The 15,309-nt window shown below is 53.7% G+C and carries 12 protein-coding genes and 1 other annotated feature (1 of these 13 cut by a window edge); of the genes, 11 read left to right on the top strand and 1 reads right to left on the bottom strand.

The window, feature by feature from the left end; genetic code table 11:
- Positions 1-191 (bottom strand) — a binding site (T-box leader) (it extends 68 nt beyond the left edge of the window).
- A 243-nt stretch (positions 192-434) separates the two neighbouring features.
- From EI42_RS10275 to EI42_RS10250, 6 genes are all read left to right on the top strand, one after another.
- Complete coding sequence (locus EI42_RS10275) at positions 435-3,275, top strand: 2-oxoglutarate dehydrogenase E1 component (RefSeq protein WP_111321521.1); 2,841 nt, start codon at positions 435-437, stop codon at positions 3,273-3,275.
- Positions 3,265-4,503, top strand: coding sequence for a 2-oxoglutarate dehydrogenase complex dihydrolipoyllysine-residue succinyltransferase (odhB, locus tag EI42_RS10270; RefSeq protein WP_111321519.1), 1,239 nt, complete (start codon positions 3,265-3,267; stop codon positions 4,501-4,503). Before EI42_RS10275 ends, odhB begins: the two co-directional genes overlap by 11 nt.
- A gap of 223 nt (positions 4,504-4,726) precedes the next feature.
- Positions 4,727-6,148, top strand: a complete 1,422-nt coding sequence (locus EI42_RS10265) for a protein kinase domain-containing protein (protein ID WP_170142521.1) — start codon at positions 4,727-4,729, stop codon at positions 6,146-6,148.
- A 56-nt stretch (positions 6,149-6,204) separates the two neighbouring features.
- Positions 6,205-6,735, top strand: coding sequence for a DUF6391 domain-containing protein (locus EI42_RS10260; RefSeq protein WP_137686241.1), 531 nt, complete (start codon positions 6,205-6,207; stop codon positions 6,733-6,735).
- 11 nt (positions 6,736-6,746) lie between these two features.
- On the top strand, positions 6,747-7,643 hold the full coding sequence (locus tag EI42_RS10255) for a sulfurtransferase (RefSeq protein WP_111321513.1): 897 nt from the start codon (positions 6,747-6,749) through the stop codon (positions 7,641-7,643).
- A gap of 16 nt (positions 7,644-7,659) precedes the next feature.
- Positions 7,660-8,748, top strand: a complete 1,089-nt coding sequence (locus EI42_RS10250; protein ID WP_111321511.1) for a phosphotransferase enzyme family protein — start codon at positions 7,660-7,662, stop codon at positions 8,746-8,748.
- 84 nt (positions 8,749-8,832) lie between these two features.
- Here the strand turns inward: EI42_RS10250 and EI42_RS10245 are convergent, their stop codons facing one another.
- A complete protein-coding gene (locus tag EI42_RS10245; protein ID WP_111321509.1) occupies positions 8,833-10,398 on the bottom strand; it encodes a protein kinase domain-containing protein in 1,566 nt (521 codons plus the stop codon).
- A 715-nt stretch (positions 10,399-11,113) separates the two neighbouring features.
- Here EI42_RS10245 and EI42_RS10230 point away from each other — a divergent pair.
- From EI42_RS10230 to EI42_RS10210, 5 genes are all read left to right on the top strand, one after another.
- On the top strand, positions 11,114-11,338 hold the full coding sequence (locus tag EI42_RS10230; RefSeq protein ID WP_111321503.1) for a hypothetical protein: 225 nt from the start codon (positions 11,114-11,116) through the stop codon (positions 11,336-11,338).
- Between the two features lie 129 nt (positions 11,339-11,467).
- Entirely contained in the window at positions 11,468-12,607 is a 1,140-nt protein-coding gene (locus EI42_RS10225) for a class II histone deacetylase (protein WP_111321501.1), read from the top strand.
- A gap of 122 nt (positions 12,608-12,729) precedes the next feature.
- On the top strand, positions 12,730-13,068 hold the full coding sequence (locus tag EI42_RS10220; RefSeq protein WP_111321499.1) for a hypothetical protein: 339 nt from the start codon (positions 12,730-12,732) through the stop codon (positions 13,066-13,068).
- A gap of 78 nt (positions 13,069-13,146) precedes the next feature.
- A complete protein-coding gene (locus EI42_RS10215) occupies positions 13,147-14,169 on the top strand; it encodes a M48 family metallopeptidase (RefSeq protein WP_111321497.1) in 1,023 nt (340 codons plus the stop codon).
- Complete coding sequence (locus tag EI42_RS10210) at positions 14,166-15,098, top strand: EamA family transporter (RefSeq protein ID WP_111321495.1); 933 nt, start codon at positions 14,166-14,168, stop codon at positions 15,096-15,098. The genes EI42_RS10215 and EI42_RS10210 overlap by 4 nt, the downstream gene beginning before the upstream one ends.
- The last annotated feature ends 211 nt before the right edge of the window (positions 15,099-15,309 follow it).

The following is a 15,309-nucleotide window of genomic DNA, read 5'->3' as shown; positions in this document are numbered from 1 at the left end:
GTTTCGCGTATTCCAGGATCTGGATTACATCCTCTCTGATAACGGGGAGGCTCCGGCGCTGCTTACTCTTCTGTTTTCAGCAGAGCGGCTCTGGAGTGATATTCGACTTGCTTTCTGGTTCCGGTCGCACCAACCCCGGACTCTCTGCACCAGAGAAAGAGCGAGTCTACTGGCTCCATCTTAGCCTTTTCAATTACCGGGCAGACTGTTTTTTGCTTGCCTCAGTAATTCTGTAACGGGTATACTATGGTGTTCGTTATAACAGTTGGTAGGATTATTTGTTTGTAAATATTCAATGTCTCGCACAGCTATGATACCATAGGGGTGGGTAGAAAACAAGCTGTAAATCAGACACAAGCAACCTACTCGATGGTGAGCTTTGCTTTGAGATAAGAGCTAAAAGCGGTACTTGTGTCAACGTAAAAAGGAACGTTATGTACAACTTAAAAGCTTTTTATGGACCCAATGCCGGATATGTTCTGGAGTTATACGAACGGTATAAGCATGACCCCCTATCTGTTGACGAGGCCACCAGGGCCGTTTTTGATTCCTGGCGACCTGAACAGGAGGCGCAGGCCACGTCGCAGGCTGCTGAAGGCCGGGCGGCGCTTGGCTATGTACCTGTAGAGGATGTCAAGAACATCGTGCAGGCTTCGGCCCTTGCTCATGCCATTCGTGAACGTGGACATCTTGGCGCACACCTTGATCCTCTTGGGAGTGAACCGTTAGGCGATCCCGCTCTATTGCCGGAAACCTATGGCCTGACGAACGATATTCTGGCGAAGATGCCGCCTACGGTGATCGGTGGTCATGCTGCTGAGGGGGCCAGTAACGCACTGGAAGCGATCAATGCGCTTCGTGCGATGTATTCTGGCACTATTAGTTATGAATTTGATCAAGTGAAAAGCCCTGATGAGCGTAGCTGGCTCCGCGACGCTGTTGGCTTGCGGCTCTTCCATAGAGACCCCGGTCCACAGGATGCGAAGCGCCTGCTGAAACGCCTGACTCAGGTTGAAGCATTTGAACGCTATCTGCATAAAACGTTCCCCGGGCAGAAGCGCTTCTCGATTGAGGGCACGGATGTTCTTGTCCCTATGCTGGATGAGATTATCTCGGCTGCCATCGACTCAGAGACCAAAAACGTAATGATCGGGATGGCACACCGGGGCCGTCTGAGTGTACTGGCCCATATCCTGGGGCGACCCTATGCCGAGATCCTGGCGAAATTCGCGCATACCAAACTGGATGAGAATTCCATGCTGACCGATAGTTTCGGGCATGGCTGGTCGGGGGATGTGAAGTATCATCTGGGCGCTGAACAGATCCTGGGTGAAAGTGCCTCTGTTGGGCTGAAAGTCACCCTTGCTCCGAACCCGAGTCACCTTGAATTTGTGGATCCCGTGATTGAGGGCATGGCGCGCGCATCGCAGGAGATCCGTTCCGTGGTTGGTTCTCCTCTGTTGGACGTTGATGATACGCTTCCCATCCTGATACACGGTGATGCTGCTTTCCCGGGCGAAGGAATTGTTGCAGAAACCCTGAACCTCTGGCATTTGCGCGGTTACTGGGTTGGCGGCACGATTCATATTATCGTTAATAATCAGCTTGGCTTTACAACGGAACCAAGCGACTCACGCTCTACACTGTTTGCCAGCGATCTGGCGAAAGGCTTCAATATTCCTATCATTCATGTTAATGCCGATGATCCCTATGCCTGTTTGACCGCTGTTCGTATCGCCCATGCCTATCGAGACCAGTTCCATAAGGATGTGTTGATTGATCTGGTTGGCTATCGGCGGTGGGGCCATAACGAGGGAGATGAGCCCGCCTTTACGCAGCCCCATATGTATGAGCTGATCCGCGAGCACCCGACGGTTCGTGAGCTGCTGGCGCGTCGCCTGATTAAGGAGGGTGTGCTGACCGAGGAAGAGGCCCGGGCGCAGGTGAGTGAGGCATATGAGGTGCTGGAGCGAGCGAAGAAAGAAGCCGAGCACGGTGTCTATGGCATCAAGGCCGAGGCCAACAACCTGCCGAAGCAAGAGGTGACGCTTGATGATGAGGACCTCGTTCCGCCGCCCCTCAGCGAGAAACAGATCATTACATATAATGAGGAACTGCTGACCTGGCCAAAAGATTTTCAGCCTCATCCCAAGCTGGCCCGCATTTTGCAGCGTCGTGCGAATACGCTTGGCCCGGAGGGCGGGATTGACTGGGGGCAGGCCGAAGCGCTGGCCTTTGCATCTATTCTGGCTGATGGCACACCGATTCGCCTGACCGGTCAGGACTCCGAACGGGGCACGTTTGGGCATCGCCACGCTGTGCTGCACAGTCAGGATGATAACAGCGTCTATATCCCGTTGCAGCACCTCTCGGATGCCCGGGCGTCGTTCTCCATTTTTAACAGCCCATTGAGTGAGGCCGGGGTATTGGGCTTCGAGTATGGCTATAGCGTGCGTGCGCAGGATGCCCTGGTGCTCTGGGAGGCCCAGTACGGTGACTTTGCTAACGTGGCTCAGGTGATTATCGATCAATTTATCGCCGCCGGACGTGCCAAGTGGCGGCAGGACTCATCTCTTGTTTTATTGCTTCCTCACGGTTATGAAGGAGGTGGAGCTGAGCATTCCAGCGCCCGTCTGGAACGCTTTCTGCAATTGGCTGCGGACGACAACTGGCGTGTAGCGAATTGTACGACTGCGGCGCAGTACTTCCATTTACTGCGTTTGCAGGCGCATCTTCTAGAACGGTATCCGCGCCCGCTGGTGGTGATGACGCCGAAAAGTCTGTTGCGTCATCCGCTCTCAACATCCCGCTTACAGGATCTGGTACATGGTTCCTTCCAGCCGGTGATCGATGACCAGAAAGCGCAGGAACACCGAGAACAGATCAGCCGCATCTTACTCTGTAGCGGCAAGATCGCGATCGATCTGCTGACGCATGAGAGCCGTGCGCATAGCGACGATACGGCGATTGTGCGAGTTGAGCTGCTCTATCCCTTCCCTGCCCGCAGATTGAAGCAGGTTTTGGAGCAGTACCCGAATGCTCGAGAAATTATCTGGGTGCAGGAAGAACCTCGTAATATGGGAGCCTGGAGTTATATGTATCCGCATCTTGCAAACCTTGTAGGCCAGTCTTTAGAGATAAAAGTTGTTTCTCGTCCCGAGCATGCCAGCCCCGCTGTTGGCTATCTCGATATGCATGTTGCCGAACAGGAACGCATTGTAGCGGAAGCCTCCGGCTTACCAGTAAAACAGACCGGAGGAAAGCATGTCCACTGAAATTCGTGTACCATCACTGGGTGAATCAATTGTCGATGCAACTATTGCATCCTGGCTAAAAAAGGAAGGTGATCCAGTTCGGAGCGGCGAAACCCTGGCCGAACTGGAAACGGATAAGGTCAACGTGGAGGTCTCCGCCGATCAGGATGGTGTGCTGCAAAAGATTCTGAAGTATGAAGGCGACACCGTCGGAATCGGTGAGGTGATTGGCTTGATCGGTGAGGCTGCGCAACCGGCTGCGGCTCCTCCTGGAGAAGTCGAGAAACCTCAGCCCGCTGCTACTGTCAGCGAGAATCAGCGTCCGCCCTCGCCCCTGGCACGGCGTATCGCGGCTGAACATAATGTGGATATCTCCCAGATCAAGGGGAGCAGCCCGCATGGTCGAGTGACCAAAGAGGATGTCATTCAGTACCTTGAACAGAACGCGCAACAGCCCACTGCTCCTGTGACGGCACCTCCGCCCCCGCCGGAGAGGCCAACACCGCCACGCCCTGCTGCTCCGCCACTGATGGCGCCCGAGTCGCCATATCGGCGTGAGGAGCGTGTGCGTATGTCGCGGCGGAGACAGACGATCGCGCAACGGCTGGTAGAAGCGCAGCATACGGCAGCCATGTTGACGACCTTTAATGAGGTCGATATGAGCGCGATTATGGATGTTCGTAAGCGGCGCAAAGAGGCATTTAAGGAGAAGTATAATGTCTCGTTGGGCTTCATGTCGTTCTTCACAAAGGCCGTCGTTGGGGCATTGAAGGCCTTCCCTCGTCTGAACGCAGAGATCCAGGGCAACGAAATGGTTATCAAGCACTACTATGATATCGGGATCGCAGTTGGCGCTGAGGAAGGGCTGATTGTCCCGGTAGTGCGCGATGCAGATCGGAAGAGCTTTGCGGAGATAGAGCGTGATGTTGCTGATCTGGCGAAACGGGCACGTTCTGGTAAGCTGACCCTGGAAGAACTGCAGGGTGGCACGTTTACTATTACAAACGGTGGCGTTTTTGGCTCTCTGCTTTCAACGCCTATTTTAAACGGTCCACAGGTTGGCATTCTAGGGATGCACAAAATTGAAGAGCGACCTGTTGTTGTTGATGGCCAGATTGTGATTCGCCCGATGATGTATCTGGCACTCTCATACGATCATCGCATTGTTGACGGTAGTGAAGCTGTGCGGTTCCTGGTGAAGGTCAAGGAGCTGCTTGAAGACCCTGAAACGCTGTTGCTTGAAGGCTAAAAGGGTTTGATCTCCCTCGACAGGGAACGTTCTAATCTGTATAATCAAGTAGAAAAAGCAACACTGTCCTTTCATCACAGTTCTGCTTCTGCCTATTGCCGCAGATTCTGTCTTTTCTACTGGAGACGAGTGCCCCTCTCTGCCAGCTATGGCGGGGAGCGGGCACACAGCGTGTCGCGAGAGTGAGAGAAAAAGGGCAGAAACAGAGGGAGTTGTCAGGGGTATGCAACCAGAGAACGTTTATCCTCGTCGAGCGGCTGAGGGAGACGATGCCAGTGCACTTATTGGAAAGACTCTCGGTTCCTTTCGGATTGTAGAACGAATCGGTGCCGGTGGTATGGCCTCCGTGTTTAAAGCGTATCAGCCCACCCTCGACCGTTATGTTGCCGTAAAGGTGTTACCGGCATATCATGCGCGTGAGCCTGTTTTTATCAAGCGATTTGAACAGGAGGCGCGTTCTGTTGCCAAGCTTGCTCATCCTAATATTGTTCAGATACATGATTTTGGGGAAACAGACGGTATTACCTATATCGTGATGGAGTATGTTGATGGGGGAACGCTCAAGGACCGTCTCAAGAAACCTATGTCCGTGCAGGAAGCGGCAGACTTCATTATTCAGGCTGCCGAGGGGCTGGATTGTGCCCATCGCAATGGCATTGTGCATCGTGATGTGAAGCCTGCAAATATGCTTTTGCGTAGAGATGGACATTTGTTGCTCTCGGATTTTGGCATTGCCAAGATTCTTGAGGGCACAACCAATCTTACCCGCGTTGGAACCGGGATCGGTACCCCTCAGTATATGTCTCCTGAGCAGGGAACAGGGCAGGCCGTGGATCGTCGGAGTGATATTTACTCTCTGGGGATCGTCTTCTTTCATTGCCTGACAGGACGTGTTCCTTTTGTTGCTGAAAATCCCCTGTCGATCACGCTGAAGCACGTCAATGAACCTCTACCCGTTGAGCAGTTGCTGGCGACCGGTGTGCCGCCACAGATTGTCCATGTCGTCGCGAAGATGGCCGCGAAGCAGCCTGCTGATCGCTTCCAGACGGCAGAAGCGTTGATCGAAGCGTTGGTAAACGCTCTGGCTGCAAGCAATCTCTCTGTTTCGCGTCATTGGCGGATTGGGACCCCGATTCAATATGATCTTGCGGGAAACATTCCTCGGGTTTCTGGCTCTTTGCCGCCGACGAGTAGTCCGCAACTGCCTCCCGATGCGCCAATCACCTGTTTCCGCTGTGAGGCGTTGAACCCTCGAACACGACACTTTTGCACCTATTGCGGCTATAAGCTGGCAGATAACGATGTGATTCATGATCGTTATACTGACCATACCGGACGCGCTCCTCTGGCTCGGCTGACGATTCAGAGTGGCGCGATGGCCGGGCGCTCGTTTCGGTTCCATCAGGATGTCATCACAACTATCGGGCGCACAAACGGATGCGATCTGATTATCGCGGGCCCTTCAGTTTCGAGGCGCCACGCTCGCCTCTGGTTTGCAGATGGGCGCTGGATTCTGGCCGATCTGGGCAGCTCAAATGGCACCTTCGTGAACAATATGCGGCTGACGCATCCAGTCGTCTTGAACGATGGAGACCGAATCAACTTTGGTGATGAGGTGGTCGTGTTTTCTATAACCTATCTTTGATGAGGACAGGCTGTTAGAGCCTGGTCCGAATACTCTATAAGGATCTGGTGATGCTTATGAATCCGATTGCACAAGCGACACAGCAGATATTTCTGGGTGGAGCGGTCAAGCAGAACCATGCGCTAGAGCATGCGACGATTGTTCTCTTATCGCGTCAATATCCAGAAGTGCGCCTCTCCGGTATTTCGTTTGCTGCCGGTTTTTTTGTCTTTGGCAATGTGCCGACGGAGGCGATTCTGCCTGCGGCAGAGGAGGCCCTGCACCTGTTGCGTACCACTCATCCAGACATGGCTGTTCATGAGCGTTGCGGCACGAATCTGGCGGTTGCGGGTATTCTGTCTGGTCTGGCGGCGATGACAATTGCCCGCTTGAAACGTCCATATAGCACCGCCAATAATGTGATCCTGGCCTCAACGGCGGCATTGGTGCTTGCTCGTCCGTTAGGACTGACCATTCAGCGCTTTGTGACAACGCAGACGCCCAATTCCTCCATGCGTATTCTTGAGGTGAAACCCATGAAGGTATTCGGAGCCAATGCGCATTTCGTTCGGACTGAGAATCCAGACGCATCTGGACTCTTTGCATAGAAAGGGGGCTCATGTTGGAGACTGGACGCAATCAATTTCTGGTAGAAACGTCGTGGCTTGAAGAGCATCTCCATGACCCACAGATTCGCATCGTTGATATGCGTGGCTATGTTCGTACCGTTGAGCGGGAGAACGAGCAAGGTCAGAAAGTACAGGACGCGCTCTATGTCGGTGCCCGCGATGAGTATGAGCAGGAGCATATCCCTGGCGCGGTCTATATCGATTGGAGCAGCGACATCGTGAACCATGACGATCCGGTAGAGGCGCAGATTGCTCCGCCAGAACGCTTCACAGAGGTAATGGAGCGCCTGGGCATTGGCGATCAGACGCTTGTAGTTGCCTATGATGCTCATCCCGCTTCCCAGTTCTCTACGCGCCTCTGGTGGGCGTTACGCTACTATGGACATACGCGGGTAGTGGTGCTCAATGGAGGGTTGCCCAAGTGGAAGCGCGAAGGGCGGCCTCTGGATACCGTCATTCCCTCGTATTCGCGTGCGACCTTTACGCCACGCGTGCAGGCTGAACTGCGTGCTACCGCCGAAGACGTTTTGAAGATGATCGGGCAGAAGGGTATTCAGCTTATTGATGCACGCGATCAGGGACAATATGACGGCTCTGTCACTCGTGGAGCCGGGCGGGCGGGCCATATCCCCGGGGCGTTGAATATTCCTCGCGAGGAGTTGATTGATCCCGTAACCGGGACGTTTCGCAGCAATGATGAACTCAAGCAGATATTTCAATCTGCGGGGGTCGCGCCCGATAATCGTGTTGTTGCGTATTGTAATGGCGGTGTGGCGGCAACAACGGTCCTCTTTAGCCTTGCAATGCTTGGCTATCCCAGATTGACCAATTATGATGGCTCCTGGAACGAGTGGGGAGTACGTCAGGATTTGCCGACCGAAGTCTAGATGATTTGAAGGTAAGATGGAAGAACAGAGGACGGATAGGAACGAGATACAGGAAGAAGTGCTTGACCCGAATCGGGTAATGCAGGCCTTCGGCGTGCGGGATTGGGAGAACCTGGGACCCGCTGATAGCTCGACCGCGGCCAGCCTGGGCTTGCTGGTTGAGATCAAGGGGGAGCGGTATTTGCTGCGTGAGCGCCCTGAGAATCCCCTGGGTGAAGACTATGGGCATCGCTATGCGTTTCAGCACTATTTGCGTGATGCCGGTATTCCCATTCCCCCGTTTCGGCTGGCGCCCGATCAGCAGCCGTATGTTATGGTAGATGGCGAAACGTTTGAGCTTCAGGGAGTGCCACAAGGCGAACTCTTTAGCTCGATGAGCCTGCGTGGTATACAGTGGACGGCGCAGGCCGCGGCGATGCTTGCTCATCTACATCAGGCCTCGCGGCGCTATCAGGGACCACAGTACCGCTGGCCTGCCGAAGCGCATATCGGGGCGATGGTACAGAACTGGCTGGCAATGGCCCGGACCAGAGCCGAACAGACCGAGGTCTACGCGCTCTCTTCCGCGATGCAACATCTGGTAGAGCAATGGGAAAAGATGCTTCCCTCAGCGATGGTCTCCATTGGTGGGGCGCGCAACCTGCCCGAGTTTCATATTCACGGGGACTATCATCCGTTGAATCTGCGCTTCTCGTCGGATGATGTGACCGCTGTCACGGGCTTTGATGCGTCTCGCTGGGAGAAGCGGATCTTTGAGCTGGCGTTTGCTCTGTTCTACTTTAGTGGTCTCTCCTGGCTGCCGGGCAGCTCTCTGACGCGTCCTCTGGTGAAGCGAGGTTTTGAACCGGAGCGCTTGCGTGTGTTCCTCGATGCCTATGGGCAGATTTATCCGCCCGCAGAGGGCGAAGCGGCGTTGCTGGCCGATGCCCTTCAGATTATCACACCAATCGCAACCATGAATGGCCCGCTGGAAGATCTCTTTTACGAGCGCCCTGAACAAGAGGAGCCGATCATTGAAGATGTACTGGAACGCCTTGAGTGGGCGGCAGCGCTTCCGGCCTGGTTCGAGCGCATTCGGTTATCTCTTCAAGAAATGTGGGCATAACAAGCCAAAAGAACAGCAGCATCACTTCCTCTCGCGATGGATGCTGCTGTCTCTTTTTTGGGATGATTTCGTTGTGACGCTGCGCTATTTGAGCACAAGGAAGAGACCAATGAGCAGGATGAGAACCACCACTGCAACCAGAGCTAGGATGATAAGTCTCGATCTGGGTTGAGAATGAGAGGCTGGCGCGTGACTTCTCGGTTGTGCACCGGTTTGCCCGCCAGAGGCGTACATCATCTGGTTGGAATGGGGGCCGGAGGCCGACTGAGCCGGAATTGGGCCAGAGAACCCCGGTGTCTGTGCCTGTTTTGGCATGGTGGCGGCAGGGGCGGCTGACTGAGCCTGATAAGCTGCCTGAGCTTGCTGGAAGATCCCGTTATTTTGTTTAATGAACAAGGTTTGGTCGCCTGCACCCTGCTGAGCTGTGTTCATTGGTGTTGGTTGCGATGAAAGAGTTGTTCCACAGTTTGGGCAGCGCTGGGTATGCGGCTGAAGCGGCGCATTGCATCGTGGACAATGCGCCGCCTGCGTCGAATGATCGGGCATCGGCGAAGTTGCCGTATCGGGCGAGCCCTGTTTGATCTTTCCATCGGCCATCATCTGCTCATAGACCATATCCAGTGCAGGCTGTGTGCTGTGATCCTGCTTGGTAGGCTGTGGCGGCTGTGGCGGATGCGGGAGGGCCGACAGAATTTTTTTGAGATCATGGGCAAAATCAGCGACCGACTGATAACGGTCTTTGGGTCGCAGAGCCATTGCCCGCTGAATCACCTTGTTGAGTTGTTGCAGCAGTTGAGGAGGGAGGGTCCCGAGCTGCGCAACATGACGAATATGACGAGGCGCCGGTTTTCCGGGTTTTGGCCCACCAAGCCTGAATTGACGCGCTGCCTGCTGCTCCGGGGTCTCCTCGGGCGGGTTATTCGCGAGGACCTCTTGCAGAGTTGGCAGGTCAGGTCGGCCCTGCTGCATGGCCTGATTCCGTATAGAGACGCTTGGGGGTTCGTGAGCTGTGAGAGCAAAAAAGAGAGTCCCACCGAGAGCGTATACATCTGAACGGATATCAGTACCGGCCCCACCGGGGTATTGTTCCGGTGGCGCGTAGCCAGGAGTGCCCTGGTGGCGAATAAAGAAAAGCGTGCGCGCGCCATCGGCGGCTGCTTTCGCATTTCCCAGGTCAACCAGTACCGCTGTCCCATCCGAGGTGATACGGATATTGTCGGGTTTAATGTCGCGGTGAATCACAGGGGGCCGTTGATTATGTAGGAAATGGACGGCGTCACAGATAGCCAGTAGCCAGCCCATGATACGTGAGATAGGAACGATATCGTTACGCTGGCGTGCAATACGAATCAGGTCGGTCAGGTCATTCCCCTCAATATAGTTCAAAACCATATAATAACGACCCCGCTCCATAAATGCGTCTTGGAGAGCGGGGAGGTTGGGGTGATGCAACTGATTCAACACGTTGGCTTCGTGTTTAAGCTGTTCCTGCCCACTTGCCCCTGTAACTAAATATTCCTTCACTGCGTAATGCAGTGATGTTGTCAGATCTAATCCCAAATAAACGTGTCCGAACCCACCGCTGCCCAGCACACGTTCGATGCGATATCGTCCATGAAGAACGGTACCAGATGGAACGGTCTCTATCATTGAAGAAGTCTCCCTCTTTGCCTGCCGAACGGAGTAAGGGTCTGGAGCAGTTGCTGTCTCTGATACACATTTTTGTCTGCACCATCCCTGTCTCGGTCGCTTTGCATGCCTGCATTCGCATTATACACCACTTGCCGGAACATGTACATGTTCACAAACCGATGTGGGATGATTTTCCTTTTCTGGTCTTTTAGCATGTTGCTCCATCGTGTCGGAAGGTGATCAGACCCACTAGAAAAAAGCTGGCAGGGCAAATACTGTGAACAAATTCTTTGATGATCTTAGATTAGTGCGCTACGAAATCCCCTACTGGGAAAAGGTACGAAATACGATCCTGATAGTTAAACGTTTGATCCCCTCCTTTTCAGTACACTGAAGCCTCCCTTCTGGTCGAATTTCAAAGACTGGAATAAAAAATCGCCTTTTGCCCGCGTCAGAGATTGGGACGCTTGAACAGTCATATAGGTTTGGTAATAGCTGTGTGCCTCTCAATTATAACAGAAGCGGCAGGAGAAAAAAGAAGCTGCTTTGTTATTGCTATCCAGCAGCATGACGAGAACCTGCTCGCTCAGTCTGCCTCCAAACACTACACCGCTTTCCTATTCTTTCATAAGGGGCTCGTAATGGTAATCGAAATCAAGACACATATGGCACAGGGAAAGCGTGAATCTGAATAGAATTGCCAGAATGAGAAAGAAAAAGGAGGTTTTATCAGATGCGGTTACGCGACTATCTCAATGCTCGCCTTGACGAAGGTGAGAGCCGGGCAACCGTCGAGGGGTTTCAGAACAGTGTGCGCTGCTCTTTAAGCGATGCTCTGACGGCGCTTCCAGCCGAGGAGCTGGATCAGGAGATCCATGAGAAGCGCAAAGAGTCGGATGGACAAACCTATCTCTGGTTGGGGGCTCGCCCTGATCCAAGCTATGTGGTTCAGGAGTAGCTCGCTGACAAGACAGCTCATAGAACGAGCGGTCTTTTTTGATTGGTGCGGCGAGAAGGAGTTTATCGAAAAAATATGATATGCTAGGTGCGTGTTTTACTAACCCTCGCTGAAAGGATTGCTTTGACTGTGCAAAAGTTTCGTACCGGTTTTCTTTTTGACACGCACTTTCTTGCTCATGATAGTGGGGTGGAGACAACGGTCAGGCTGCGTGACCGCACCTTTGAGCTTGCGCCTGAGCCTCACCCCTCGGATGTAACTATTACCCGTCGTACACATGAGTTTCTGGTAAAATCCGGTCTGGCATCCATGATGCTGCCGCTACAAGCGCGTGCAGCGTCCGAAGACGAGGTGGCCTTATTCCATACACGCGACTATATAGAAGGGATCAAGGCATATGCAGCCGGTGGCCCTTCTCAGGGCGCATGGGGATATGTCGATGAGGATACGGTAATCAAACCCACCTCGCTGGAAGCGGCGTTTTATGCAGTTGGCGGCGCATTGAATGCGGTTGATGCAGTCATGGCGGGAACGGTTCGCAACTGCTACGCACTGTTGCGTCCTCCTTGCCACCATGCGACACGTAATCAGGGACTGGGCTACTGCATCTTTAACAATACGGCGCTGGCAGCTCTCTATGCACGGAGGCGCTACGGGCTTGAGCGTGTGATGATTGTCGACTGGGATGCACATCATGGCAATGGCACACAAGATGCTTTCTATGATGACCCCAATGTGTTGTTCGTCTCGCTTCATCAGCAAAACTGGTACCCGAAGGATTCCGGCAATCTGGAAGAGATTGGGCAGGGCGCGGGCGCGGGCTTGACCGTAAATATTCCCTTACCTCCCGGAACCGGAGATAAGGGCTATCAGATGGCCTTTGAACAGCTTGTCGTCCCAATCGGGAGACAGTTTCGTCCGCAGCTCATTCTGATTACGGCAGGTCAGGACCCAAGCTGGTTGGACCCCCTCACTCAGTTGATGATGACGATGAATGGCTTTCGGCAGATATCCCGGCAGATGGTGCAACTGGCGGAAGAGGTATGTGATGGGCGTCTGGTAATGTTACAGGCAGGTGGCTATAGCGCTCCCTATGTTCCATTCTGTACCGCGGCAGCCGTCGAGCCGCTCATTGGTGTGGATCTTGGGATTGTTGATCTCTATGATGGGGCTGATGAGCTGGAGACGAGCGCAACGATCCTGCTCAAGGAGACACAGGAGGCCTTGACTCGGGCACGAGAGTGGCATAGTCAATGGTGGAAGTTGTAACGGCTTTTTCCTCGCTCCTTGTAGAGGTAATACGTTGAAAGATGGTAAAAGCCGCAAAGGGAGGGATGATGTGATATACTTGAGCGGAGTTCAGAAAGATACTCGATGAGGAGGCCCCACCAGTGGAACATCAGAAACAGCCCCGTTATCACTATGATGAGTTTTCCTCTCAATTTGTTGCGCTACTGCTGGAATTCTGGGCGGATATAGTACCATTTGTCCACCGTCAGTCCCCTCGGGTAGCCTCGCTCTTGCGGGTTGCAACTCCTCTGGAACTGAAGCGTAAAAATGGCACGTGGTGTATTCGTGTGCTTATTCCACAACTGGGACCACGGGATAGATTATCTCAACCGAGAGATAACGAAATAGTAGCGCAGGCTATCCGTTTGTGGGCTCATACAGTTGCACATTTCAAGCTTCCCTTTGTTATGGTGGAGTTTGATGTAAAACAGCCTGCATAAATGCTTGAAAGCTCTTTCGGGGCCTTCGGAAAGATCCCCGATCCGCTCTCAGGATAGTGCAATAGAAAAGGAGATGCTATGACCACTGCTCAGCCAGCGGAGCGGCGTCGCTTCCCTGATCTTGACCCGGTTGCGCTTCAACATCCATATGATCGCGCGGCCCTGAATGCTCTACAAAAAGTGCCGGGGCTGGATGTTGTTGTACGCAAATTTATCGAATTGGTTCCGGAACGTATTTCCCATATTCAGCATGTTGCCCAGATGGTGCAGGTAACGCCCAGACAGTGCCCGCAGCTCCATAGTCTGTTGCAGGATGCCTGTGAGATCCTTGATGTTCAGGAACCTGAGCTCTATGTTTCACAGTACCCGGTGCCCAATGCCTATACCAGCGGCCATGATAACCCCTTTATCGTGGTAACGACCGGGCTGCTTGATATGATGAACGATGATGAGATTATGGCAGTTCTCGCCCATGAGTTGGGTCATATCAAGTCGGGGCATGTTCTGTATAAGACGATGGCGAGGAGCATCGGCGCGATACTCTCCATTGTCGGTGATATGACGCTCGGTATCGGACGCATTATCGGGCGCACGCTGGAAGGGGCCTTTCTGGAATGGGACCGCAAATCAGAGTTTACGGCCGATCGTGCGGCCATGCTGGTAGTGCAGGATCCAGATGTAATGCTGTCCTTGATGATGAAGCTTGCCGGAGGCACATTATTCCAGCGTGATCAGATGAATGCTCGCGAGTTCTTGAAACAGGCCGACCTCTATAACGATGTCGATGCAAATATGCTGGACCGCTTCTACAAGCTGTTACTGATCGCACCGGTGAGCCATCCGCTGATTATTGTGCGGGCGCGTGAGATTGTTGACTGGGCAGGCAGCCGTGAATACGGGGATATCCTTGAAGGACGCTATCCACGCATGTGGCGCCCTGGCTATACAACCGGTCCTGTCACGCCTCCCCCTGATACCAGCGGGAGCCGACGCACAACCTCCCCGCTTGGTGAAGAAACTGAATTGGTGCGCTGCCCGCATTGTGGCCGGGAGCAAACGAATAGACGCTACTGTAGTCTGTGTGGTGGGCAGATCTCATGATGCTGCGCAGAGGAAGAGAGAGACGGAAACCGTCTGCCCGTCTGGTTGGTTACCTGATGGTGGTGACCGCCTCTCTTCTTTTTGGCTTGAATGGCAATATTTCAAAGCCTCTTTTCGCGGGAGGCGTCTCGGCGATTACGCTGACAGCGTTTCGGACGCTGATCGGGGGCCTGTGCCTGCTGATCGTTCTGCTTCCCGGGCTTCGGAGCTCCTTGCGGGTGCCTGTTCGATCCCTGGGATGGCTCCTTGCCTTTGGTGTGACGCTGGCGCTGGTCACATTTACCTATTTTATGGCGATCAGTCGCTTGCCGATCGCGATTGCCCTGACCATTCAGTTCAGTGCTGCCGCCTGGATGACGGTTGGTGAAGCGATCTGGCGACGCAAGCTCCCCACCGTTCATGTTTTGCTGGCGCTGGTCTGTGCCTTTGGGGGGTTGCTGCTTCTCACGGGCATCTGGCGCGCCGATTTTCGCTCGTTAGATCCCTGGGGCCTGTTTTTTGCGTTGCTATCGCTGCTCTTTTTTATCGCGTATCTGTTGCTTGGCGAGCGCGTGAGTCGCGATATGTCTCCGTTGGCGGCTACAGCCTATGGTTCGTTGATTGCCGCGCTGATCTGGTTCTGCGTACAGCCGCCCTGGACAATTCCCGCGACAACCTGGAGCGGGATGAATGGGCTGTTGATTCTGGCTGTTGGCATTCTCGGGATGGCGCTTCCGTTCGCTCTGCATCTCGGAGCCTTGCAACGGGTCAATCCGACACGCGTTGGTATTGTGGCGAATCTGGAAATGGTGGCGGGCGGTCTGATCGCGTTTCTCTGGTTGGGAGAGACGCTGGATCTCTGGCAGAGCGTGGGTTGTGTGCTTGTGCTGGCCGGTTTAATCATTTTACAGTATGAGCGAGAAAGCCCCCTGGAAGGGCTCACCCGATGAGGACGGGAAACTCTATCGCAGCAGAAAAGCTGTACAACTTGCAACTGGAGAACGGCTTTATACGTAATGTCTAATGGATACCTCGTCTCTATGTGAGAAGGCTGAAACCTCCTCTATTCGCGGCTCTGCGGGAACTCCCCAGTATTCAGAAAGAGAGAGCGCGGGGTGTCATTGACTCTTCAATTGGGTCGCACAGGCTATTTCTACCATG

This window comes from Thermosporothrix hazakensis, assembly GCF_003253565.1.
Taxonomy (GTDB): Bacteria; Chloroflexota; Ktedonobacteria; order Ktedonobacterales; family Ktedonobacteraceae; genus Thermosporothrix; species Thermosporothrix hazakensis.
Note: the sequence above shows the minus strand (reverse complement) of the source record. Positions and strands in the feature narration are given on the sequence as shown.

Excerpts from the sequence above, each read along its gene's own strand:
- EI42_RS10275 (WP_111321521.1), top strand. The coding sequence starts at position 435 with ATGTACAACTTAAAAGCTTTTTATGGACCCAATGCCGGATATGTTCTG.
- odhB (WP_111321519.1), top strand. The coding sequence starts at position 3,265 with ATGTCCACTGAAATTCGTGTACCATCACTGGGTGAATCAATTGTCGAT.
- EI42_RS10265 (WP_170142521.1), top strand. The coding sequence starts at position 4,727 with ATGCAACCAGAGAACGTTTATCCTCGTCGAGCGGCTGAGGGAGACGAT.
- EI42_RS10260 (WP_137686241.1), top strand. The coding sequence starts at position 6,205 with ATGAATCCGATTGCACAAGCGACACAGCAGATATTTCTGGGTGGAGCG.
- EI42_RS10255 (WP_111321513.1), top strand. The coding sequence starts at position 6,747 with ATGTTGGAGACTGGACGCAATCAATTTCTGGTAGAAACGTCGTGGCTT.
- EI42_RS10250 (WP_111321511.1), top strand. The coding sequence starts at position 7,660 with ATGGAAGAACAGAGGACGGATAGGAACGAGATACAGGAAGAAGTGCTT.
- EI42_RS10245 (WP_111321509.1), bottom strand. The coding sequence starts at position 10,398 with ATGATAGAGACCGTTCCATCTGGTACCGTTCTTCATGGACGATATCGC.
- EI42_RS10230 (WP_111321503.1), top strand. The coding sequence starts at position 11,114 with ATGCGGTTACGCGACTATCTCAATGCTCGCCTTGACGAAGGTGAGAGC.
- EI42_RS10215 (WP_111321497.1), top strand. The coding sequence starts at position 13,147 with ATGACCACTGCTCAGCCAGCGGAGCGGCGTCGCTTCCCTGATCTTGAC.
- EI42_RS10210 (WP_111321495.1), top strand. The coding sequence starts at position 14,166 with ATGATGCTGCGCAGAGGAAGAGAGAGACGGAAACCGTCTGCCCGTCTG.